Source organism: Nocardia sp. NPDC019219 (genome assembly GCF_040632645.1).
GTDB lineage: Bacteria > Actinomycetota > Actinomycetes > Mycobacteriales > Mycobacteriaceae > Nocardia > Nocardia sputorum.
In genome coordinates this window covers 124,884-148,798 of record NZ_JBEYCG010000010.1, presented here as the reverse complement: position 1 = coordinate 148,798, position 23,915 = coordinate 124,884, and the positions used below count along the sequence as shown (strand labels likewise).

Here is a 23,915-nt window from a genome sequence, read left to right as displayed (position 1 = left end):
CGTCTACCCGGTGTGAGCCTGCCCCCGTTCGAGGAAATAGTGGCCGAATACGGCCCGATGGTGTTGCGCGTCTGCCGGGCGGTGCTCGGTCCGTCCGACGCCGCCGACGCCTGGTCGGAAACGTTTCTCTCGGCGCTGCGCGCGTTTCCCGGCCTGCCCTCGGACACGAATGTCGAGGCCTGGCTGGTCACCATCGCGCATCGCCGCGCGATCGACGTCGGCCGGGCGCTCACGCGCGCGCCGGTCCCGGCCGAGACACTGCCGGAACGCCCCGCCACCGCTCCCGGACCCGCCGACTACGACCCCGACCTGTGGGCCGCCCTGCGGGCGCTGCCGACCAAGCAGCGCCAGGCGGTCGCCTACCACTATCTGGCCGGGCTTCCCCACGCGGAGATCGCCGCGTTGCTCGGCAATTCTCCCGACGCCGCCCGCCGCGCCGCCGCGGACGGCCTGAAGACCCTGCGCAAGCTCTACCCGAAGGATGAAGCATGATGGCCACTCTCGATCACGGCGACGGGTTGTCGCGCGCGCTGACCCCCGACGCCGATCTGCTCGCCACCTTGCACGCGCGTCTGACCGTCGAGGCCGAAGCCGCGGGCCTGCTCGATGTCGCCTACCGCCTGCTGGACACCCCGGTGGGGACGCTGCTGCTGGCCGCCACGCCCGCCGGGCTGGTCCGCGTCGCCTATCCCACCGAGGACCACGACGCGGTGCTCGCCACGCTGGCCGCCCGGATCAGCCCGCGGATCCTCGCGGCGCCCGCCCGGCTGGACGCGGCGGCGCGGCAGATCGCGGAATACTTCGCGGGCCGCCGGACGCGGTTCGATCTGCCCCTGGATCTGCGGCTGGCCGCGGGATTCCGCCGCCAGGTGATCGAGCACCTGCCCGCCATCGGCTACGGTCAGCGCGCGAGTTACGGCGCGGTGGCCGCCGCCGTCGGGAACCCGCGTGCCGTGCGCGCGGTCGGCTCGGCCTGCGCGCGCAATCCCCTGCCGGTGGTGCTTCCGTGTCACCGGGTGGTGCGCGGTGACGGGTCGATCGGCCAGTACGTCGGCGGCGTCACCGCCAAGCACACGCTGCTGGATCTGGAGGCGGCGGCATGAGTGAGGAAGGCATCGGCGCCGTCCGGGACGCGCACCCGGCGGCGCCGATCCCAGGGGGGACGAGAACCGCCGCCTCCCTGGCAGATCGAGTCGACGACCAGCCGTGGCAGGCGCTGCTCGAGGAAGTCGACGCCCACGGCTGCGCGGCGACCGGGCCGATCCTCACTCCGGGGGAGTGCGCCGAGTTCACCGCTCTCTGGGACGATCGCACGCGGTTCCGTTCCACCGTCGACATGGCGCGCTACCGTTTCGGCGAAGGCACCTACCGGTACTTCGCGGACCCCGTGCCCGAGTCGATCACGACCCTGCGCGCGTGCTTCTACCGAAAACTGTTACCACTGGCGCGTTCCTGGGCCGAGCGGCTCGGCGATCCGGCTCCGTGGCCCGACGAGTTCGCGGACTGGCTCGCCGCCTGTCACGCCGCGGGCCAGACCGAGCCGACTCCACTCCTGTTGCGCTACAACGCGGGTGACTGGAACGCCTTGCATCGTGACCTGTACGGCGAACTGGTCTTCCCGATGCAGGTCGTCATCGGATTGGACCGGCCCGGAGTCGACTACACCGGAGGCGAATTCGTGCTCGTCGAGCAGCGTCCGCGTGCCCAGTCGAAAGCGACCGTCTCCGTGCTCGAGCGAGGCCACGCGCTGATCTTCACCACCCGCGACCGGCCGGCCCGCTCGAGCCGGGGCTGGTCCCGGGCCCCGATCCGCCACGGCGTCAGCCGTGTGCGCGGCGGTCTCCGGCACACGCTGGGGCTCGTGCTGCACGACGCGCGGTAGCCCGCCGGTGTACACGTTGCTCGATGGTGGCGGCCGGACTTATCGCAGCACCGTGCCGGGCGGCTACGGCGGTCATCGCCGCAGCCGGATCTACGGTCGCCTCGACTGCCCTTCCGCCCTGCGCGCGCTGGCGCGCGGCGCCTACCGCGCACATCGCGTCTTCTTCGCCACCGAATTCGACGCGCTGGCCGCGGGCTATCGCCCGTGCGGCGTCTGCTTGCCCGACCGATACGCCGCGTGGAAAGCCGCGCGCTCGCAGCGATCAGGCGGGTGAACCCTCACCCCTCCGGACAACCGGTTGTGTTCACCGCCATGTACGTGGGTCATGGGTTGCCTCTCGGGCGGTTCCGGAGGGGGCTGCGCTCATCGGAGCAACGCTGCCGCGATGGGCTCGTTCGGGATGGCACCGGGCGGCACGGCGAAGATCGCGCTGCCGGTGTGTTCGATGAGCGGGTTCATCCGGTCTCCGGCGGCGAGTGCGTGTTGCGCTCTGATGAACTGCTCGGGCGGGTTGTTCATGTACGCGGCGAACAGCAATCCGGCATCGAGCTGGTTGTGGCCCCCGTGGGTATGTTCGGGGGTGCCGGGCAGGTGTGTGTGCGGGGTCTGCGTGTCGGAACCCGGTCCGCCGGCGTTCGCGATCAGGGTGCCGTAGTCGTAGTTGTAACCGCGGCGCAGCATCGGTATGCCGTGGACGAGGCGCACATGTGCGCCGGCCGGGATGGTGAGGTCGCCGTCTCGGCCGTGGTGGGCGAGGTCCACCGGATCGGATTCGGCCGCGCCGCCCAGGGGCGCTCCGTCGCTGCGGCGGCGACCGACGATGCGGTCCTGCTCGTCCCGAGGCAGTTGATCCCACTCGGCGGTCTTCATCCGGATCTTGCGGAACACGAGGTAGCTGCCGTTCTGGAACCACGCGGGTTCGTCGGCGGAGCGAACCCAGACCGTTCGATCGAACCCGGTCGTCTCCGGGCGGGGGTTGGCGGTGCCGTCTTTGTGCCCGAACATGTTTCGCGGTGTGCCGCCGTCGGTGGGCCGGCTCAGGAAGCCGTGCTGGGTCCAGCGCATACGCGCCAGTCCCGGCATGCGTGCCCGCAATGCGCGGAATGTGTGGCTGACGATCTGGGCGTCGTCGGCGCATATCTGCACCAGTACATCGCCGTCGCACCACGCCGGATTCAGGATGTCGCGGGCGAATGCGGGGAGCGGGCGCAGATGTCTCGGACGCTGCGCGATGAGCCCGAATCGTTCGTCGAACACCGACGGCCCCAGGCCGAAGGTGACGGTCAGGCGAGCCGGATCCAGCCCAGTCGCGAAGTCGGTGTGCGTGCTGAACCCTGGCGGCGTCCCCGGTTGCTCCGGGAGCGGTGCGCCGGCCGCCAGCGCGGCGGCGGTCGCTGTCCATCCGGCGAGAAGTTCGCGTAGCGTCCCACGGTCGGGTCGCACGACATCGACCGACAAGAACAGCGCGTGCGATTGCGTAGGCGTCGCGATCCCCGCTTGGTGCTGCCCGTGGAACGGTTCCAGGCGCGATCCCGCGGTGGTGTCGGGTGTAGTGGAGCGGCCCGCGGCGACACCGAGGGCCGCGGCTCCCGCAGTCACGATGCCCGCGCCGAACAGCCCGCGCCGTGTGACACGCGGTGGATCGGCATCATCCAGGTCCGCAGTGGTTGTGCTCATGTCCCGTCTCTCCGCCATACCGTGCCTCGTCGCTCGTATTCCAGGATTTCCTCGATCCGAACGGCGATGTCCGAGCCCAGTTCCCGCTGCACCAGCCACAGGGCGAGATCCAGCCCGGATGTGACGCCGCCGGTGGTGACCAGATCGCCGTCGTCCACGACTCGCGCCCTGATGATCACGCCGCCTTCTCGTTCCAGTTGCTCGATCAGCCGGTGGTGGGTCGTGCGCGGTCTGCCCCGCCGTCGAACACCAGGATCTGTACCCGCCACTGTCCGGCCCCGTGGCCGCCCCGAGAGCGCGGAACCAGCGGGAGCGGACTCGCCGCCCCCGCTCCGGAGACAGCGCCGAGTCCCGCCCGCATCACTGCCCGCCGGTTCATCTGCGCTCGCGATCACGGTGCACCGAGGCGGCGTCCGGAAATTCGGAGCGATCGCGGTCGCGGTGCGTATCCGACCGGCTCACAGTGAGAAGTAGGGGTCGTCGAGCACATATCGCCACGAGCCGTCGCTGCTGCGTCGTGCGATCTCGGTCGAGGTGGAGATCACCGGGGCACCGTCCGGCGTCGCGCCCGACACGGTGGCATCGTTGGAGATCAAAGCCAGCTCCCCGACCACGTGCACGCGGCGGGTCTGCAACTGGATCTTCGCTCCGGCGTCGATCATCGCGGCGAGGGAACTCCGGATGGCTCCGGCGCCGGATCGCCGGTCACCGGGGCTCGGGAACAGCAGTGCCGCCGGCTCGTAGAGCGACATCAAAGCGTCGAGGTCACCGCTGTTGAAGTAGCGAGCGAACAGTGGAGCCAGATCGGCGGGCCGAGGAGCTCCCAGGCCACGGTCGCCGATTCGTACCGGCTGGTCGTTCCAGCCGGCGTCCTCGACGGCGTCGAACCACGTGGTCGGCGCCTGCGTCGGGTAGTAGAGCTGGCAGAGCTGTCCCGGGAAGGTGAACCAGCTGCCCTTGGCCGGGTTGTCGCGCACCTGCCGGGCCAGCATCTCGCCGAAGGCGTATCCGACGTCGTATCGCGGCCACACCGCATGCACTCGATCACCGAAGCCATCCGGCAGCTGTGCGCGGCGCAGTCCCGCGATATCGGCTCCGGTGCCCATCTGCATCAAGGCCTCGACCGTTCCGAAACGACGCGCGATACCGTCGCTGGTGTGCAGCGCGACGGCGTTCCACACGGTCTGCACCCGCTGCTCGTCGACACCCTTGCTCCTGAGGAACTCCGCCGCGGCGTCGGCTCCGTCGAGTTCGAAACGCTGGTCGCCGTTCGCGTAATCCGTCGCGCCTAGATCGTGCAGTAGGCAGCTGAGATAGAGCAGTTCGTCGTCGTAGTCCGCACCGGCCCGCAACCCGTCGACCGTGGCCAACTCCCGCGCGTACAGGTAGGCGCGCACGCAGTGGTTGTAGACCAGCGGTGGCGACACCTCGGCTACCAGCGCGTCAGCGGCGACGGCGAGTTCCGAGGTGGGCAAGCCGAATTGCGTCGGATCGGCTTCTTGAACGGTCATCGTTTTCCCTTCCGAAAGTGCGCATTCAGTGTGTGCTCGGAAGTAACGGCCGCCCAGTGGCCAGATAGCCAACTATTGCCCAGATCTGGCCAGAGTCCAGGTTCGTCACTCAGCTCGTCGAGCCGGCCATCCGGCCGCCGCCCGAGGCGGCTTCCCGGCGGCCGTCGATGGACCGCACGGCACCGCCGGAATGATGAAAACTGTTGCGGTAGGCTTGCGGAGAGGTCCGTGTCAGGCGGGCGAAGTGGTAGCGCAGGGTGGTGGCGGCGCCGAAACCGGCCTCCTCGGCGATGCGTTCGATGGACAGGTCGGTGGTCTCGAGCAGTTGCTGCGCGCGGTGCACCCGGACGCGGAGCAACCACTGCAACGGTGTTGTCCCGATTTCCGCACGGAATCGGCGGTTCAGGCTGCGCACACTGATGGCCCCGTGCGCCGCGATGTCGTCGAGAGTGAGCGGGCGGTGCAGGTTGGCCTGCATCCAGTCCAGGACCGGTTGCAGCGACGTGTCCGGATTGTCCGGGTCGGTGTGAGCGATGAATTGCGCTTGCCCGCCATCCCGCTGCGGCGGCATCACGATCCGGCGAGCGGTGTCGGCGGCCACCTGGGAGCCGAGATCCCGGCGAACCATGTGCAGGCACAGATCGAGCCCCGCCGTGGCCCCGGCTGAAGTGAGCACCGCGCCGTTGTCGATGAAGAGCACCGAGGCATCGACGTCGACGAGCGGATACCGGCGCGCCAACTCGGCGGCGTGTTCCCAATGGGTAGTCGCCCGTTGCCCGTCGAGCAGCCCGGTCGCGGCGAGCGTGAACGCACCGACGCAGACGGAAGCCAGTCGTGCGCCGCGCGCGGCCGCGGCCAGCAGCGCGTCACGGACGCCGTCGGCGGGTTCGCGGAAGAATCCGGCCTGGCCGGGCACCACGACGGTGTCGGCGTCGGCCACCGCGTCCAAGTCCCAATCCGTCTGCAGTCGCACCGCACCGTGAACCGGGGCGATAGCGGCGGTGCCGCCCATCGTCACGACCCGGATGTCGTAATGCTTGCCGCCGCTCACCGTATTCGCCGCGCCGAACACCCAGCCCGGGAGCATCACTTCGAAACCGAGCGCGTTGTCGGGAGCCAGTACCGCCACGATCGCCATGGCCAGAACTTAACAGGCAATCCTGTAATAGCCACGATGGCTTCGGGGGATCGGGGCGTCGCCTGTTTTGGAGGAATGTGTCCGGGCGGCACGCTGGTGGCGCGCCCCGGTGGGCGAGCGAAGGTGTTGCCGGCGAGGGCGAACCGACCCTGAACGCCCTTGCCGCGCAACGCCGAAACGATCGGCGGGCCGGAGCCCGCCGATCGTTTTCGGTGTCTGGTGTGTTGTCACCGGGTGAGCAAGGAGCGCAGGGCGAAGAGGGAGTCGCGGCGCTCGTAGGCGATCCAGGCGAAGATCCCCGACAGCACCAGTGGGAAGGGTGCGTAGGCGGGCATATCGGTCAGGAAGAGGTTGGTAGCGGCGGCCAGCAGGGTGAGGATGGACAGGCCGATCGCGGCCGGGCCGCTCAGGCGGCGCACGAGCAGGCCGATGCCGCCGGCGATCTCGCAGATGCCGACGAAGTACATGAACCAGGGTGAGCCGATACCGGCCTCGCGCATCGCCGCCATGTTCTCCTCTGGGACCATGTCGAGTACCTTCGGCATGCCCGAGGCGATGATGAAGAAGAGGGCCAGGAAGATCTGCAGTCCCCACAGGACGCGGTTGCGGACTTTGCCGGGGCGGACGGTGGTGGTGGGCGCGGCGGCGATGGTGGTCATTGTTGGTTCCTCCAGGGTCGGTTGCGCTGTTCGGTAGCGCGTTCACCTGATAGGACGGCGGCCTTCGCGAGGATTCATCGGTCGCGGCGAAAATTGTTCGGACCCGCCTTTCTCGCACGTCCGGCCTGCGGCGACGACAGTTCGCGCGGACCGTGCACGACGGGCGCAGCGGATGGCCGCGGCGCCGGTAGGGCGAGAGGCGGGCCCGCTGTTGTCGGCGGGGCCGCCAGGTTGACCAGGCCCGGACACGACCGGTCTGAGGGAAGGGGCCGGCTGGCAGCCTGGCACACTCGATCGCGGCATAGACGGCCTTGCGCAAGGGCGCCTCGCGCTCGACGCGCCTAGCGCTGCCTCGGACGGCGACGCTCGCACGCCCGGTTTGGGAATCCCGGCAATGGTTGGCGAACCGAATTGTCATCGGGCACAAGACGGCTCGAAAAGCTGGCGCATCGGATATGCGATGTTATCTACTGCGAATTCGAGCCCTCCTGTCCGGGGCTGGGAGGCGAGCTGGCCGAATATTTCCCGCGAACAGGCCGTCGCGGTGGCAGACGCCTCCGATAGTGGAATTCGGCCGGATCCGGCCGGTAATCGAAACGCGAGGTGAATTCGGCCGCGATGAACAACTCCGAGCGATTTCGTCCGCCGCGTCACGTCGAGGCGGATATGCGAGCGTCGACCGTTGATCGCAGGCAGAACGGCACCTGCTTTCGGGCCTGTGCGCACAAGGAGCGGAACGATTCACAGCCGATGATCGAAAGAGTGGTTCGATGACCCGCAAAGAGGCAGCGGTCGCCCTGGGATCGTTCGGGGCATGCCTGATTTCGGTCTTCATGCAGATGATCGATGTGACGATCGTCAATACCGCGCTTCCGGTGGTCACCGCGGAACTGGGGGCGTCGCGTTCGGAGCAACTGTGGGTGGTGGCCGGTTACTCGCTGGCGTTCGCCTGCGTGCTGCTCACCGCGGCTCGCGTCGGCGCGATCGCCGGCCGCCGCCGGATGTTCCTGTGGTCGGCGGCGGCCTTCACGGCGGCCTCGGTGTGGTGTGGAGTGTCGTCCACCGCAATGGAATTGGTGATCGCCAGGATCGTCCAGGGTGTGGCGGGCGCGGGGATGGCCGCGCAGACCATCGCCATCATCACCGCGAGTTTCCGGCGCGAGCACCATCAATACGCCTTCGCCGTGTACGGCGCGACAGCCGGTTTCGCCGGGATGCTCGGGCCGATCCTGGGCGGCGGGCTGATCACCCTGGATCCGTTCGGGCTCGGCTGGCACGCGATCTTCCTGATGAACCTGCCGCTGGGCATGGTGGCCATCGCACTGGCCGCCGGTTACCTGCGGCTGGGCCCGGCGACGGATCGGGACCCGCTGGATATGCGCGGAGCCGTGGTGGCCACCGCGGCGCTGTTCCTGCTGCTGTTCGCGCTGTCGGACAGTCAACAGGCGGGCTGGCGGCCGCTGCACGGGGCATACATCGCGGCCGCGATGGTGCTGGGCGCGGTGTTCGTGGCCCGCGAACGCGCCACGCGCCGCCGCGGCGGCCGGGCGCTGGTGCGGCTGGACCTGTTCTCCGATCGCGGATTCGCGGTCGGATCGGTGCTGGTGACGGTCTTCTTCGGCCTGTTCACCGCGTTCGTTTTCACCGTTTCGATCCTGCTGCAGGACGTGCTGCGGTTCTCCGCGCTGCGTACCGGTGTCGCGATGACGCCGTTCGCCTTGGGCGCCGGGGCGGGGGCGGTGCTGTCACCGGTGCTCGTCAGCCGGTGGGGAATTCGCGCACCGGCCGCCGGTATCGCCGTCTTCGCGGGCTGCGTCGTGGTCGGCGTGGGCTACCTGTACGTGGGCTCCGGCGCGGTGAACCTGCCGCTGGTGGCCGGACCGGTGTTCCTCGCGGGTTTCGGGGTCGGGGTGTTCGGGGTGCCGCTGCAGCCGCTGATGCTGGCGGACCTGGACGATCGCGCCATGGGGGAGGCGTCGGGGGTGCTGCCCACGATCGAACAGATCGGCAATTCGGTCGGGCTGGCGGTGCTCAGCGCGCTGTTCTTCCGCGCGCACACGTTGTCGGGCAGCATGATCATGCTCTCGGCCATCGCCGCCGCCGCCCTCGGCCTCGCCGCCCTGACGCTGGCGCTGCCGGACCGCGCGCGGACCGCGACGAGCCCGTGGAGTCGGTCGACCGCGAGCTGACCGCTCCGGCCCCCTTCGACGACGCGTTCCAGCGCCGACGGTCCTCGCATACGAGGCCGGATTCCGCGGCAACCGGGGGCTCGGGCACCGCAGTCCAACGGCAACCGTGGTCCGGATGGCACCGAGGCATCCCGAAGACTGCCCCGCAGTGATCGCGCACGCTCACCAGAGAAGGATTCAGCCGCACGGCCATGAGTCGCCGAAAGAGGGACTGGCGGGGGTTCGACGCCGTTGCAGTCGGTCGTCGGGCGACGGCTCCTGGCTGCTGTGCGGGGAGATGCGTGAGTTCGTGGCCCCTGCCTACCGGACCTGGGAGCGTCCGGAGACGACTTCGGGGTGGGAATCCTCGGCCTCGGTGCGACGACGCGCGCCGCGCCGCAGCCAGGACGGCGCCCACCAGCAGGCGTCGCCGAGCAGCCGCATGGTCGCGGGCACCAGCAGCATGCGCAAGATCGTCGCGTCGATGAACAGCGCCGCGACCATGCCGTAGGCGATGTATTGCATCATGACCAGATCCGACAGGGCGAACGCTCCGGTCACCACCAACAGAATGAGGGCGGCGGCGGTGATGATCCATCCGGTGCGGGCTATGCCGACACGGACCGCCTCGGTGGTCGTCGCGCCCGCCCGGCGCGCCTCCACGATGCGGGCGAGCAGGAATACCTCGTAGTCGGTGGACAAGCCGTAGATCACGGCGACGATCAGCACCAGCACCAGCGCCATGATCGGTTGCGGGGTGAATTCCAGCAGTCCCGCGCCGTGGCCCTCGACGAAGATCCAGGTGAGGATGCCGAGGGTGGAGCCGAGCCCGAGCAGGTTCAGCAGAGCGGCCTTGAGCGGCAGCACCACCGAGCCGAAGGCCAGCACCATCAGCACGGTGGTGACGAGGAAGACGAGCGCGATCATCAGCGGCATGCGGCGCAGCAGCGCGTCGACGCTGTCGCGTTGCTTCGCGGGTTGACCGCCGATCAGCACGGTCGTGCTCTTCGGCACGGGCATGGAGCGCAGATAGTCGATGGTCGCGTCGGCGTCGTGCGCGTCACGCAGCACGGTCGAGGTGGTGAAGACGTTCGGATGCGCCGGTCCCTGCACCGCGCGGGGAAACGGCGCGACGAGTCCGGGGGCCCGGCCGGCCTGGGCGACCACCGCGTCGATCGCGGCGCTGTCATGGGTGATCAGCACCAGGTCGATCGGGTTGATCTGACGTAGCGGGAAGATCTGATCGAAGTGCTGTTGCGCCGTGCGCGCCGGATGCTGCGGCGGCAGGAAGCGTTCGGTTATCCCGCCGAAGGCCACCTCTCGTACCGGCGCGATGAGCACCACCAGAACGGCCACCAGCGGAATCGCGACGGCCAGCGGCCTCTTCATGACCCATCCGGCGACGCGGCCCCACGCATTGTCCCGCTCGCGGTCGCTCGCCCGGCGCGCGTGGAAGCGGTTGAATCCCAGCCGGTCCACGCGCCGGCCGAGCACAGCCAGCAGGGCGGGCAGCACTGTGATCGAGATCAGCGCCGCCAGCGTCACCGTCACCATCGCGCCGACGGCGAACGAACGCAGGAACCCCTGTGGGAACAGCAGAATCGCGCCCGCGGCGACAACCACGATGGTCGCGGAGAACACGACGGTCCGCCCAGCGGTCGCGACCGCGCGCCGTACCGCCTCGGGCACCTCGTGACCGTCGGCCAGCTCCTCACGGAACCGGCTCACGAGGAACAAGCCGTAGTCGATGGCCAAACCGAGGCCGACCATCGAGACCACTGGCGACACGAAGGAATTCACTTCGGTGACGGTGGTCAAGGCGCGAATGATCCCCCAGGCACCCAGCACGGTCAGCCCCCCGACGACGAGCGGGAGCGCGGCCGCCACGACGCCGCCGAACAGGAAGAACAACAGCACCGCCACCGCGGGGACGGCGAACAGCTCCATGCGCCGCTGGTCGTGGGCCATCGTGTCGTTGAGGGCGGCCGCGACCGGCTGTCCGCCGGCGACCTCCATCTCGACCCCGGGTAGCCGGAACTCGTCGGCGACGGCTCGGTAGTTGCGCATCACCTCGGTGTCGTCGGTGCCGCGGATGGCGACGGAGGCGAAGGCGTGCGCGCGGTCCTGGGAGCCGAAGATGTCCGGCAGTTCGAGCCCGGTGTCGGTGCGCCAGTAGGTGGCGTTGATCTTGCCGATTCGATCCGGAAAGCGTTGCGGCAGGCTGTTCAAGTGGTCGACGACGGTGGCGGCGAAGGCGGGATCGTCGATCGTCTTCCCGGCCGGGGCGTGGAACAACAACAGCACGTCGGCGATGTGGTCGCGCCCGAACGCCTCGTCCTTCAGCCGAGCCGCCCGCGCCGATTCCGACGTCGGATCGTCCCATCCGCTGACGCTGAGGTGATCACCCAGGCCGAGGCCGTACCCACCGAGGGCGAGCAGCCCGGCCACGACGAGCCCGATGACGAGGAATCGCCGCCGGACGAGCGTATCGGCCCAGTGCGTGAACAATGCCGCCTCCTGATCGATGACATCGCATGCCGGCGAGGGTCACGTACGAGCTGAAAACCTAGCAATCTCAGTAGTTTTCGACGATGGAGAATCGAGAATCTCGAAATGTTACAAAGCGCTCGACGGCCGGATTGTGAAGTCTCCCTGAGTCGGCGACGGGTGGTGTGGCCGCCGTTACGCTGGGGCGGTCGCCAGCTGCGCACGCGTCAATTCGTGAATCGCCGGACAAGAATGGCGATCAACCAGATCCGACCCGGAGGATGTGCATGTCGGATATTGCAATTGTCGGCATCGGCTGCAGATTCGCAGGCGGAATCGACTCGCCCGACACTTTTTGGGAATTCGTCCTGGACAAACGCGACGGTGTGATCGATATGCCCGCCGATCGCTGGGACTACCGCCGCTACTACGATCCGGAACCGCGAACGCCGGGGCGCAGCTACACCAAGCGCGCCGCCTTCATGACGATCGACCCGTGGGAGTTCGACCCGGACTTCTTCGGCATCTCCGCTCGCGAGGCGACCGTGCTGGATCCGCAGCAGCGCCTGATGCTGGAGGTGACCTGGGAGGCGCTCGACGACGCCGGGATCGCGCGGCACGCGGCGGGCTCGTCGATCGGCGTCTACGTCGGCGGGTTCGTGGTGGACCAGTCGGTGATCGGCGTGGTCGGCCCGGCCCTGTTCCACACCGACATGCACACCCCGGCCAGCGCGTCCTACACGATGCTGTCCAACCGGATCGCGTACGCGCTGAACCTGGTCGGGCCCGCGCTCACGGTCGACACCGCCTGCTCGTCGTCGCTGGTCGCCTTCCATCTCGCCTGCCAGGCGCTGGAGAACGGCGACTGCGAGGTGGCGCTCGCGGGTGGGGTGAACGTGATGCTGCAACCGGAGACCTTCGTCCTGATGTGCAAGGGCGGTTTCCTGGCGGCGGACGGCCGCTGCAAGTCCTTCGACGCCTCGGCCGACGGCTACGGGCGCGGCGAGGGCGCGGGCATGGTGGCGTTGAAGAAGCTCGACGACGCGGTCCGCGACGGTGACCGGATCTACGCGGTGGTCAAGGCGACCGGCGCCAACCAGGACGGCCGCACCACCGCGATCACCGTGCCCAGCGCCGAATCCCAAGAGGCGCTGGCTCGTTCGGTGTGCAGCCGGGCGGGGCTCGCGCCGGACACCATCACCTACGTCGAGGCGCACGGCACCGGCACGCTGGTCGGCGATCCGGTCGAGTTGCGCGCGCTCGGCCGCGTGTTCGGCGCGCCTGCGGGGCGCACGCGTTCGCTCGGTGTCGGCTCGGTCAAGTCGACACTCGGCCATACCGAGGCCGCGGCCGGTATCGCCAGCGTGATCAAGTCGGCGCTGGCGATCCACCATCGCACCATCCCGCCGCAGGGCTGGCTGGACAAACCCAATCCCGACATTCCCTTCGACGAGCTGGGGCTGCACGTCCAGCTCGAGGCGGAGGCACTGCCCGCGGACGCCGAGCCGATGACGATCGCGGTCAACGGTTTCGGCTACGGCGGCACCAACGCCCACACCATCCTGCAGGAGTTCCGGCAGGTCTCCCGCCCACCGGCACAGCAGGCACGGCATTTCGGCGTGCTGCCGATCTCGGCGCGCAGCACCGGCGCGGCTCGTGCGCTGGCCGGCCGGTTCGCCGATCTGATCACCGCGGGCGCCGACCCGGGGCGGCTGGCCGAGGCCGCCTGGACCCGGATGGCGCATCACCAGTTCCGCACCGGCGTGCTCGTCGGCGACACCGCCGACCTGGTCCGGGATCTGCACGAATTCGCCGCGGGAGAAGGCCGCGACGCCGCGCGGACGATCGTGTCGCGCACGGCCGAACCGGTGTTCGTGTTCTCGGGCATGGGTCCGCAGTGGTGGGGCATGGCCCGCGAGCTGCTCGGCGGCGAAGGCGTCTTCGCCGACACGGCGCAGGCGATCGACGCCGAGTTCCGTGCGATCGCGGGCTGGTCGATCATCGAGGAACTGCTGCGGCCCGAGGACGAGTCCCGGGTCACCAGCACCGAGGTGGCGCAGCCGGCGAACTTCCTCGTCCAGGTGGCGCTGGTGCGGGAGCTGGCCGAATACGGCGTCCGGCCCGCGGCCGTCGTGGGGCACAGTGTCGGTGAGGTGTCGGCGGCTTACGTGAGCGGCATGCTGTCGTTGCGCGACGCGGTGCTGGTGGCCTACCACCGGGCCCGGTTGCAGGCGACGACCGCGGGCTCGGGTGGCATGCTCGCGGTCGGGATGTCGCTGGAGCAGGCTCGCGAGCTCGTCGGCGACGACCCGCGCGTGGATGTCGCCGCGATCAACAGCGCGAGCTCGCTGACGTTGTCCGGTGACGCCGACCGCCTGGACGAAATCGCCGAGAAGCTCACCGAGGACGGCGTTTTCGCGCGCAGGCTGCGCGTGGAGGTGCCTTACCACAGCCGGTTGATGGACCCCATCCTCGATGAGCTGCGCGTGGCGCTGGCCGGGCTGGAGCCGCAGGCGCCCACCGTGCCGCTGTACTCCTCGGTCACGGGCGAGGCGGTGCACGGCCCCGATTGGGACGCCGGGTACTGGTGCGCCAACGTGCGAGAGCCCGTCCGGTTCGCCGACGCGATCACGAAGCTGATCGGCGCGGACAGCCGGGTCTTCCTGGAGGTCGGCCCGCACCCGGTGCTGTCGGGCAACATCCGCGAGGCGTTGCTGGGCGCGGACGTCAACGGCACGACGGTGGCGACACTGGATCGCAAGCAGGCGGACTCGGAGAGCGTCCGCCGCACCCTCATCGGTCTCTACGCCGCGGGCGTGCTCGACCTCGGCGAGCTGTTCCCCGCGCCGCTTCCCGCCACCCCGCACGTGCCGCTGCCGCGTTATCCGTGGCAGCGGACCCGGCTGCATTCGGCGCTGCCGCTGTTCGAGCAGGCACGGCTCGGCACCCCCGGTACCTACGCCATGCTGGGCGACCCGGACGTCGAGGGCAGGCCGGACTGGTTGCTGCAGGTCGGCACCGAACTGCTGCCGTGGCTGGCCGATCACGTCGTCAACGGCGTCAAGATCATGCCGGGCGCGGCGTACCTGGATGCCGCGCTGAGCGCCACGGCCGCCCGACTGGGTGTCGAACGCGTTGCGCTGGAACAGGTTCGGTTCGTGGCCCCGCTGATCATGGCCGCGCCGGACGTGCCGCTGGTGGCGCTGACCGTCGAAGAGGCCAGCGGCCGCTTCCTGATCCGATCGCGCTCGGCGACGGGCACGGCCTGGACGGTGCACGCGTTCGGCCGCACGCTGACCGGCAGCCACAAGCCCACGAAGGTCACGGTCCCGGCATTGGACGTCGGTCTGGACGTCGACCCGCAGATGTTCTACAGCGGCCTGGCCGCGGCAGGGCTGCAGTACGGCCCGGCCTTCCGCCGCGTGACCTCCGTGCGCGTCGGCGCGGAGGCGGTGGTGGCCACCGTCGACGGCGCCATCGCCGCGGACTCCGGGCACCTCGCCCATCCCGCGGTCGTCGACGCCGCGATGCAGTCGGCGGCGCTGCTGTTCGCCGACGCCCGGATCGATGAGGGCACGCTGGTGCCGGTCGGTGTCGCGGCGGTGCGGCTGGTCGCACCGCTGCCCGAGCGGATCACCGTCGTCGCGCGCCGCGATCCCCGGGCCCGGCTGCGCGCCGACGTGGATCTGCTCGACGACGAACAGAACCTGGTCATGCGATTGAGCGGCTTGCAGATCGGTGCGCTGGCGCCGGGCCAGGATCCGCTGCACCGGATGGTCGACTTCTACTACGCCGAGACGCTGGAACAGCGCGATCCGCTCGATCCCGCCGCGCTGCCGCAGGATTCGGTGAGCACCGTGATCGTCGCGCTCGGCGGCGACTGCCGCCGTGCGGGCCAGCTGGCCGCCGCCATCCCGGGTTCCCGGCTCTACGTCGCCGGAGTGGCGGGTCGCGAACTCGCCTCCGATCTGGCCGCCACATTGGCGGCCGCCAAGGCCGAGGGCGCCGACCGGCTGCACGTCTGCGTGGTCGCGGGGGCTGTCGAGGACGATGTCGCCGATCTGTGGATGCTGGAGCGGATCGCGGTCGCACTCGACGAGTTCGTCCATCCGGAGGCCACCGACGAGGGGCCCAAGAGCGTCTTCGGCGAAGGCTGGTGTCATGCCACCCTGGTGACCGAGCGGGCGTTCGCGCTGCCGGACAGCCCGATCCCGCCGAACTCCAACCACGCCGCGCTGGCCGGTGCCCGCCGGGTGCTGCTCAACGAGCAATCGGCATTGCGCTGGCGGCTGATCGACGTGGAACCCGATACCGAGATGGCCGATCTGATCCGCGAATTGGCGGTTCCCGGCGCGTTCTGGACCGACAACCTCGACGAGGTCGTGCTGCGCGGCGGCAAGCGCTGGGTCCCACTGGTGACCAAGCCGCTGCAGGAGCGTCTCGACGCCCTGGACACCGCCGAACCGCTGGCCGATCCGGAGGCCAACTTCACGCTCGAAATGCCCCGGACCCGGCTGCTGTCGGCGTTGGCGTGGCGGCAGTGCCCGCGGCCCGAACCGGGACCGGGGCAGATCGAGGTGCGGATGAAGATCATCGGCCTCAACTACAAGGATCCGCTCAAGGTCATCGGCCTGCTCGGTGAGCGGGAACTCGCGCCGACCTATTTCGGCACCGTGCCCGGGATGGAGGGCGTCGGCGAGGTGGTGCGCGTGGGCGCGGACATCACCGATGTCGCGGTGGGCGAGTTGGTCGCCGTCGCCGCCAAGGGCATGATGCAGCGCTACGTCGTGGTCGACCGCCAGCTGGCGATTCCGCTGCCCGCCGACGCGGATCCCGGATATTGCACCAGCACCATCGCCTTCGGCACGGCCGAGTACGCGCTGCTGGACCTGGCGCGGCTGGAACCGGGCGAGACGGTGCTGATCCACGGCGCGGCGGGGGGTGTCGGCACGGCCGCGATCCAGGTCGCGAAGGATCGCGGGGCCCGCATCATCGGCACCGCGAGCACCGACGAGCGCCGTGCCCACGTGCTCGCCCTCGGCGCCGACCACGCGATCGACTCGCGTTCGCTGAACTTCGTCGACGACGTGCTGGAGCTGACCGGCGGCAAGGGCGTCGAGGTCGTGCTCAGCAGCGCGCCCGGAGAGATCCTGCGCCAGAATTTCAACGCGGTCGCGGAATTCGGGCGGATCGTCGAGGTCGGCAAGGCCGACATCTACACCGGCGGCCTGCTCGAGATGGCCAACTTCGACAAGAACCTGGCGTACTTCTCGATGGATCTCGACCGCTTGGTCGCCGTCGACGCACAGCGGCTGGCCCGCCTGTTGCAGCGGGTCTACGAGAAGGTGCTCGCGGGCACCTACCAGCCGCTGCCCTACAAACTGTTCGAGACCGACGAGGTGCCCAGGGCCTTCGAGGAAACCATCCGGTCGACCGGGCTCGCCCGGATCGCGCTGCGCATGGATTCGCCCACCCCGGCGGTGCGGCCGTACCTGGCCGGGATCGAGATCGACGGCACCGCTACCTATCTGGTCACCGGTGGGTTCGGTGGGTTCGGGATGGCCATCGGACGCTGGCTGGTATTGCGCGGGGCGCGGCGGCTGGTCCTGCTCGGCCGCGGCGGCGCGAGCACGGAGGAGGCGCGCCGTCAGCTCGAGGCGTGGCGCACTCTCGGCGTCGAGGTGGTCGAGGAGCTGGCCGACGTCACCGATCCGGATGCGGTCGCCGCGATCGTCGCGCGGTCGCACAGCGCCGAGCACCCGCTGCGCGGCGTGTTCCACGCGGCGGGTGCGGTGGCCGACAATCGACTGGCCGCGATGCGGTTCGAGGAGCTGGCGAAGGTGTACCGCCCGAAGGTGCACGGCGCGCGAGTTCTGCATCGAGCCGTGGCCGACGCCGGGATCCGGTTGGACATGTTCGTGCTGTGCTCCTCCGGCGGTTCGATGTACGGCATCTACGGCCAGTACAACTACTGCGCGGCCAACGTGGCGGTGGAGTCGCTGGCCGAGGAATGGTCCCGGGCGGGCGAGCGGGCGCTGTGCGTCGGCTGGGGTCACCTGTCGGGCGCGACCGGCGGCATGGCCGCCGACGAGACGGCGCTGAAGTACCTCGATCTGGTGGGCTTCGACCCGATCGACATGGCCGACGCCACCGCCTATCTCGAGCAGACGCTGCGCTTGGGTGTGGCGCGCGCGGCGATCATCCCGACCGACTGGGCCAAACTGACCGGCACCTTCCCGCAGCTGACCCGCACCGGCCGCACGATCGCGCTCGCGCAGGCCTCCGCCAAGGACACCTCCGAACTGGCCCGCCTGCGAGCCGAGGTGGCCGCGATCGAGGAGAGCAAGCGCGGGGCCTTCGTCGCCCGCAAGATGGCCGAGGAGCTCGCCGTCGTGATGGGTGTGCCGGTCGACTCCATCGACATGACCGTTCCGGTGCCCGAACTCGGCTTGGACTCGTTGATGGCGGTGGAACTCGGTGCGCGGGTCACCAAGACCCTCGGCATCGACCTGATGTCGCTGCAGATGGGCCGCTCGTTCAGTCTGGAGCAGGCCGGCCCGAAGGTGGCCGAGCTGATCCTGGCGGCGGATTCCGGTCAGTCGCAGGCGGTTCCCGAGCCGACCTTGCCGACGGCCGAGCCTGCGCCCGCGAACGGCGCCGCGGCCGAACCGGCTCTGGCGCTGGCGGCGGCCGAGGCCAGGCCGTGAGCGACCGCCGTCATCGAAACGAGGTATCACCGTGGTCCGTTTCGGGCTGATCGATGAATGGGAGCCGGGGCCGGGACGCCTGATCAGCTGGGTGGCGTCACCGGAGTCGGTGGCGCGCGCCCGGCGGGCGCCGGTGCACCCGGCCCCGCCCTCACATCAGCAGGAACAGTATCTCCGGCTCGCCGATCGGCACGCCGCGGCGGACTTCCGGTACTCGGGTCTGTGCCTGGTGACCGCGGAGATCCCGACCGGCAACCTCGATCTGGACGCGATGACGCGGGCGGTCAACGCGTTCCTCCTGCGTCACGACACCTTCCGGACCTGGTTCCGGGTCGACGCCACGGGCGCGATCGAGCGTCACCTCGTGCCCGCGGAGGACGTCGATTTCGTGCCGGTCGACTACGGCCGCGTCGACGAGGCCAGGGCCATCCGCGACCATGTCCAGAAGACGACGCCGGGGCCGTTCGACTGGGACTGCTTCACTTTCGGGGCGATCGAACGCGAGGATTCGACCACGGTCTACCTCGCGGTCGATCACCTGCACACCGACGGATTCGGCCAGTATCTGTCCGGATTCGACCTCGCGCTGCTGTATCTGCGGGAGGTGTGGGAAGACGTCGGCATGCTCGCCCCCGCCGCCAGCTACCTCGACTACTGCACCGCCGAACGGGAGTACACCGGCCGCATGACGCTCGCCTCGCCGGGCGTGCGGAAGTGGCTCGAGCTCATCCGCGGGAACGACGGGGAACTGCCGTCCTTCCCATTGAATCTGGGCAGACGCACCGACGTGTACAACCGCAGCGCGCACCGCACCGTCACCCTGTTCGACGAGCACACCGCGCTGCGTTTCGAGCGGGCCTGCCGTGCCGGCGGAGCGGAGTTCGTGGGTGGCATCTTCGCCGCGGCGGCGCTGACCGAGCGCGAGCTCATCGACAGCGACTACTACTTCGGCATGACGCCCGTCAGCACCCGCAGCACCGCCGCGGAACGCGCGTCGGTCGGCTGGTATGTCACGCTGCTGCCGGTGGCCTTCCCGATCGGCCCCACGACCACCTTCGCCCGAGCGGCGTCGCTGGCGCAGCGCGCCTACGAGAACGGGCTGCGCCTGGCCCCGACCTCGTTCCAGCGCGTGGTGGAACTGCTGCCCGCCGACTCCGATCTCGACCTGGAGCCGGGCTGGTCCACCCCGATGATCTCGTACGTGGACGCAAGGGAGCTGCTCGGCAACGAGGTCTTCGACCTGGCGTCGTGCGGGCTGTACGCCAATCGGGCCGCGTCCGAGCAGGTGCTGATCTGGATCAACCGGCTCGCGTCGGAGACCACGCTGAGCGTCATCTACCCGGACACGCCGGTGGCGCACGACTCCGTCGAACGCTACGTGGCCACGCTGGCAGCGGTGTTCGCGGCGGCGGCCGAGGCCACACAGTAGAGGAGGATTGGTGGACACCGCTTTTCGTGACCCGGGGATCCCGGACGGAGAGAAGTCCGTCTACACCGTCACCATCGCCGATCGGCCACCGAAGATCGACCTGGTCAGCGTGGTCGCCCACGACGGCGACGGTTACCGCTCGACGCTCGAGGCAAGCCTGGGGCACGGGACTTTCGCCATGACCATCGAGCAGCGGTTCCAGCGCTGCGGGGACCGGCTGCGGGCCGAGCGCTACCGCGCCGAGACACGCTCGGGCACCACGGTGGTCTCTCGCGAGGAGGCCGACTTCCTCGGCACCGTCCACCTCCAATTCGGCGGTGGGATAGCGCCTTTCCCGGCCAACGTGATGCCGCTGGCCGGTGGCCTGACGCTGCTGCGCGGCCTGGACTTCGCCGAGGGCGCCGAGGAGTGCGTCGACCTGTGGCTGGCCTTCTCGGTGCACTTCCCGCTCGGGGCCAAGGTGGAGCAGCGCACCGTCGTCGACGTTCCGGCCGGGCGCATCAGCAGCTGGCAGGTCCGGCTGCGGCCGCGGTTGTCCGGACTGAACATCATGGTGGAGAAGGTGATCGGCGGATTCCTACCACCCGCGGTGGCGCACTTCGACACGGCTGCGCCGCATCGGCTGGTCCGGCTCAGCTTCCCGACCGGGCCGATGCCATGGGATCCGCGTGGGGTGATGGAACTGGTCGCTTAGGTTGTCGCGTCGAACGGAACGCACGGTCGGCCGAAGCGGGTAGGGAGCCGCACAGCTCGCGTCCACGTCGGCCGGGCGGCTCGGACAGCTGATCTGGGTGCCAGGCCAACCGAAGCTGATGCTGTGGCCTTCGAGGTGCAATACCGGGCACCCCGGCCGCCTCCGGCGCCACCGTTGGTGACGATGCCGGGCGATGCGCGGCTGTGCGGCCCGGTGAGTCCGAAGGTCGCTGTCCATCGCGTCAGCGTGTGGTCGCCGTGCGCTCCCGGATCCGGTCGACGGTGGCCGGGACGACGCGTCGGTGGCGTGGTGACCACCAGTTGGCCGGGCCCATCAGCTGCACCAGCGCGGGGACCAGAAGCATGCGGACGAGGGTGGCGTCCACCACGAGCGCGATGATCATGCCCAGGCCGAGGAAGCGCATGGGGGTCAGCGGCGACAAGGTGAACGCGCCGGTGACGATCACCAGAAGAGTGGCGGCGGCGGTGATCACCCGGGCGGTCTTGACCGTGCCCGCGCGCACCGACGCGGCGGTGTCGGCGCCCGCGTCGTGCGCTTCGACCATGCGCGACAGCAGGAACACCTCGTAGTCGGTGGACAGGCCGAAGACCACCGCGATGATCAGCACCAGCATGCCCGCGGTGATGGGTCCGGTGCTCACACCGAGCAGGCCGGACAGATGCCCGCCGCAGAAGATCCAGGTGAGCACGCCGAACGTGGCGGCCAAGCTGAGGAATGCCAGGCCGACGGCCTTGAGCGGCAGCACGATCGAGCGGAACGCCACGGTCAGCAGCACCATCGTCGCGCCGACCATGACGAGGATCATCCACGGCATCCCGGCGACGATCGAGCGCACGCTGTCCACGGTGGCCGCGGTGTCGCCGCCGATCCACAGCACGGTGCCGTCCGGCGGAGTCAGCTCGCGCATGCCGCGTACCGAGGCGCTCGCCGCTTCGGTGCGGTCGGTGTCGCGCAGGAACGCGTGGAAGACGACGAAGTCCTCGGCGCGACCCACCTGGACGACCTGCCGGACGCCGTCGACCGTGCCCAGCGCCGTCCCGGCCGCGTCCACCGCGGCCGACTGCGGCGGCCCGTCCGAGCCGTGCAGCACGGCGGTGACGCCGCTGCCTGCCGCGGGGAACTGCGCGGTGAGCTCTTCGATGGTGACGCGCATGGGGTTGTCCGGGGGCAAGGCGTGGTGGTCGATGTCGCCCAGCCGCAGCCCGGCCAGCGGCGCCGCGAAGACCAGCAGGACGGCGCCGACGACCACGGTCACCAACCCCGGCCGCCGCAGCACGCGATCGACCAGGCCGCCCCAGAACCGGTCGGTGCGATCGATCGCGCGCGCGGTCCCGATGCGCGCGCCGAACAACGCGAGCAGTGCGGGCAGCACGGTGAGCGAGAGGCCTGCGGCCAGCGCGACCGCCGTGATCGCGCCGATGCCGAGCGAGCGCAGCACCGCCTGCGGGAAGACGAACGTCCCCGCGAACGCGCAGACCAGCAGCAGTGCGGAGAACGCGATGGTGCGCCCGGCGGTCGCGTAGGTGCGGCTGATCGCGGAGCGTACGTCGTGCCCGCCGGCGACCTCCTCGCGGAATCGGGTGACCAGGAACAACCCGTAGTCGATGGCCATCCCGAGGCCGAGCAGGGACGCGATGTTCATCGCGAACGTGCTCACCTCGGTCAGCTCGGCGAGCACACGGATGGCGCCCAGCGCGCCGAGCACGGTGAGGCCGCCGACCACGACCGGGAACGACGCGGCGATCAGACCGCCGAACACCAGCACCAGGATGAGCAGCGTCAGCGGCAGCGAGAGCCCTTCCGCCCGCACCAGATCGTGCTGGGACTGCGCGTTGATCTCCGTGGAGACCGCGCTGTAGCCGGACAGGTCCGTGGGCACACCCGGAACACGAAGCAGCGGTTCGATGTCCGGATACGCGGCGACGCGCCGGTTGGCGTCACCGGCGATATAGACCACGGCCAGGGCGTGCCGGTTGTCGGCCGAGCGCAGGAATTGCTTGCGCGCGAACCCGGCGTTCCAGTAGGTCTCGATCGGCCGTTGCAGCATCGCCGGATCGATCCGCGCCAGCGCTTCCTGTACGCGGGGGCCGAGGTCGTCGAGCGCCTGCCCCTCCGGCGCGGTGTACCGCACGACCACGTCGGGATTCTGCGGGCCGAAATGGTCGCTCACGAGCTGATCCACGCGCGCGGACTCGCTGCCGGGATCGATGAACCCGGCAGCCGTGACCTTGTCCGACGCTCCGATGCCCAGTAGACCGGACAGCAGCATCACCCCGGTCACCAGCGCCAGCACCATCCGCGGCCGGGCGAGGACGACCCGGGCGAGGCCGGTCATCCGACGGCCGCCCGGTGCGGCGCGAGTTCGGCTTCGAGCCGCGCGGTGATCTTGTCCAGCAGCGCCTCCAGCCGGGGCTCGATGCCCGCGCCGTTACGGCAGGAGACGGTCAGCTCCAGCTTCCCGCGTGACTCGACCATGGCGAACAGCAGCGGCATCGCGCCGCTGTGCTGCGGCAGCACCCGCATGGTCGTCGGCGTCCAGCCGGGCACGGCCATCTCGGCGAGATCGAAGGCGCCCAGATGAGAGACGGTGGCCGAGACCATGTTGCGGTTCAGCCGGGCCCCGAGCCAGTTGGCGCCGTGCAGCACGGCGCGGACGACGGCGTCCGGGAACTGCGACAGCTTGCCGTTGTCGAGCTCGTTCAGTTCCCGCTTCTCCCGTAGGCCGGTGCGCACCCGCTCCCGGACCGTCTCCCAGTCTTCGCCGGGCGCCACGTCGAGAAACAGGGGCAGCGCCAGGTTCGCGGTAGAGCGCAGGCCGGGACCGTGCCTGCGCAGGTCGACCGGAATCATGAAGCGGGAGCGCGTATCCGACTCCGCGGCCAGCACCGCGGCCACCCGCGCGACGATGCCCTTGCCGGTCGCCTCGATCGTGCGGTGGCGCAGCAGCCAGCGCGGGGCCGCCGGATCCTGGCGGCCGCGGCCGGTCGGCGCCGCGAACGTCGGCAGGACCAGGGTCGGTTTCCCTGCGGCGCCGACGCGCGCGACCAGTTCGGCGTCGGCGACCGGGTCGGGCGCACCGAGTGGCGTTCGTCCGCGCAGGGCGCGGAACACATCGTCCACCCACATTCGCAGGCCCATGCCGTCCATCACGCCGTGGAAGGCGCGGAACAGCACGGTGGTCTGCGCACCGGTCAGCAGCAGGACCTCGGTGGTGCGATCCGGCGTGGGACCGATCGGGCTGTTGAGCACCGCGTCCTGCTCCAGTGCGGCGTAGTTCAGCGTCCAGCCCGGCACGACGCGCACCGTGGCGGCCAGACCGCTGTCCACCCAGTCGCGCCCGTCGCGCACCAGGCGGGACCCTGGGCAGGCCGCCGAGGCGGCGTCGACGGCGGCTTGCAGCGCCGCCGGGTCCAGGCTGCCGTCGCCGTGGACGGCGAGGTGCATCACGAACGGGGGGGTCACCCGCCGCGTGGCGAAATAGAGGCGTTCGGTGGGCGTGATCTTCCGGCGGAAGACAGGGGCGTTGCTCATGCTGGTCTCCG

General features: G+C 69.9%; 16 protein-coding genes. 8 read left to right on the top strand and 8 right to left on the bottom strand.

Features of this window, described 5'->3' with window-relative positions; all coding sequences use genetic code 11:
• Positions 1–18: 18 nt before the first annotated feature.
• Genes ABZ552_RS19910 through ABZ552_RS19895 form a run of 4 tightly spaced genes read left to right on the top strand, consistent with a single transcriptional unit; the run spans position 19 to position 2,156 of the window.
• Positions 19–492 (top strand): sigma-70 family RNA polymerase sigma factor, encoded by a 474-nt coding sequence (locus tag ABZ552_RS19910; RefSeq protein ID WP_063018698.1) that lies wholly within the window; start codon positions 19–21, stop codon positions 490–492.
• A complete protein-coding gene (locus ABZ552_RS19905; protein WP_281880902.1) occupies positions 492–1,103 on the top strand; it encodes a methylated-DNA--[protein]-cysteine S-methyltransferase in 612 nt (203 codons plus the stop codon). The genes ABZ552_RS19910 and ABZ552_RS19905 overlap by 1 nt, the downstream gene beginning before the upstream one ends.
• The gene (locus ABZ552_RS19900) at positions 1,100–1,882 is read left to right on the top strand and encodes a 2OG-Fe(II) oxygenase (RefSeq protein WP_357438907.1); all 783 of its coding nucleotides are present in this window, start codon (positions 1,100–1,102) and stop codon (positions 1,880–1,882) included. Before ABZ552_RS19905 ends, ABZ552_RS19900 begins: the two co-directional genes overlap by 4 nt.
• A gap of 7 nt (positions 1,883–1,889) precedes the next feature.
• A complete protein-coding gene (locus ABZ552_RS19895) occupies positions 1,890–2,156 on the top strand; it encodes an Ada metal-binding domain-containing protein (RefSeq protein WP_281879228.1) in 267 nt (88 codons plus the stop codon).
• Between the two features lie 89 nt (positions 2,157–2,245).
• Here the strand turns inward: ABZ552_RS19895 and ABZ552_RS19890 are convergent, their stop codons facing one another.
• The 5 genes from ABZ552_RS19890 to ABZ552_RS19870 all read right to left on the bottom strand — a co-directional run bounded on the left by ABZ552_RS19890 (position 2,246) and on the right by ABZ552_RS19870 (position 6,867).
• Positions 2,246–3,559 carry a Dyp-type peroxidase gene (locus ABZ552_RS19890; protein WP_357438904.1) on the bottom strand — a complete coding sequence of 438 codons (1,314 nt, stop codon included), beginning with the start codon at positions 3,557–3,559 and terminating at the stop codon, positions 2,246–2,248.
• The gene (locus tag ABZ552_RS19885) at positions 3,556–3,738 is read right to left on the bottom strand and encodes a hypothetical protein (RefSeq protein ID WP_350356376.1); all 183 of its coding nucleotides are present in this window, start codon (positions 3,736–3,738) and stop codon (positions 3,556–3,558) included. The genes ABZ552_RS19890 and ABZ552_RS19885 overlap by 4 nt, the downstream gene beginning before the upstream one ends.
• A gap of 279 nt (positions 3,739–4,017) precedes the next feature.
• Entirely contained in the window at positions 4,018–5,070 is a 1,053-nt protein-coding gene (locus ABZ552_RS19880) for an HD domain-containing protein (protein WP_357438901.1), read from the bottom strand.
• Positions 5,071–5,179: 109 nt separating this feature from the next.
• Positions 5,180–6,208, bottom strand: a complete 1,029-nt coding sequence (locus ABZ552_RS19875) for a helix-turn-helix domain-containing protein (RefSeq protein WP_357438898.1) — start codon at positions 6,206–6,208, stop codon at positions 5,180–5,182.
• 227 nt (positions 6,209–6,435) lie between these two features.
• Positions 6,436–6,867, bottom strand: a complete 432-nt coding sequence (locus ABZ552_RS19870) for a DoxX family protein (protein ID WP_281879233.1) — start codon at positions 6,865–6,867, stop codon at positions 6,436–6,438.
• Between the two features lie 770 nt (positions 6,868–7,637).
• Between ABZ552_RS19870 and ABZ552_RS19865 the strand changes: the two genes are divergently transcribed.
• Positions 7,638–9,056, top strand: a complete 1,419-nt coding sequence (locus tag ABZ552_RS19865; RefSeq protein WP_281879234.1) for an MFS transporter — start codon at positions 7,638–7,640, stop codon at positions 9,054–9,056.
• 300 nt (positions 9,057–9,356) lie between these two features.
• Here ABZ552_RS19865 and ABZ552_RS19860 read toward each other — a convergent pair whose 3' ends face one another.
• On the bottom strand, positions 9,357–11,543 hold the full coding sequence (locus ABZ552_RS19860; RefSeq protein WP_281879235.1) for an MMPL family transporter: 2,187 nt from the start codon (positions 11,541–11,543) through the stop codon (positions 9,357–9,359).
• Between the two features lie 266 nt (positions 11,544–11,809).
• Here ABZ552_RS19860 and ABZ552_RS19855 point away from each other — a divergent pair, with 266 nt between their 5' ends.
• The 3 genes from ABZ552_RS19855 to ABZ552_RS19845 are packed head-to-tail and all read left to right on the top strand — an operon-like array spanning position 11,810 to position 20,352.
• Positions 11,810–18,229: an SDR family NAD(P)-dependent oxidoreductase gene (locus ABZ552_RS19855; RefSeq protein WP_357438895.1), complete on the top strand. Its 6,420-nt coding sequence runs from the start codon at positions 11,810–11,812 to the stop codon at positions 18,227–18,229.
• Positions 18,230–18,260: 31 nt separating this feature from the next.
• Positions 18,261–19,658, top strand: a complete 1,398-nt coding sequence (locus ABZ552_RS19850; protein WP_357438893.1) for a condensation domain-containing protein — start codon at positions 18,261–18,263, stop codon at positions 19,656–19,658.
• A gap of 10 nt (positions 19,659–19,668) precedes the next feature.
• Positions 19,669–20,352, top strand: a complete 684-nt coding sequence (locus tag ABZ552_RS19845; RefSeq protein WP_281879239.1) for a hypothetical protein — start codon at positions 19,669–19,671, stop codon at positions 20,350–20,352.
• 241 nt (positions 20,353–20,593) lie between these two features.
• Here the strand turns inward: ABZ552_RS19845 and ABZ552_RS19840 are convergent, their stop codons facing one another.
• Both ABZ552_RS19840 and ABZ552_RS19835 read right to left on the bottom strand, forming a co-directional pair.
• Positions 20,594–22,708 (bottom strand): MMPL family transporter, encoded by a 2,115-nt coding sequence (locus ABZ552_RS19840; protein WP_357438891.1) that lies wholly within the window; start codon positions 22,706–22,708, stop codon positions 20,594–20,596.
• Complete coding sequence (locus tag ABZ552_RS19835; protein WP_357438889.1) at positions 22,705–23,904, bottom strand: peptide synthetase; 1,200 nt, start codon at positions 23,902–23,904, stop codon at positions 22,705–22,707. Before ABZ552_RS19835 ends, ABZ552_RS19840 begins: the two co-directional genes overlap by 4 nt.
• Between the last annotated feature and the right edge of the window lie 11 nt (positions 23,905–23,915).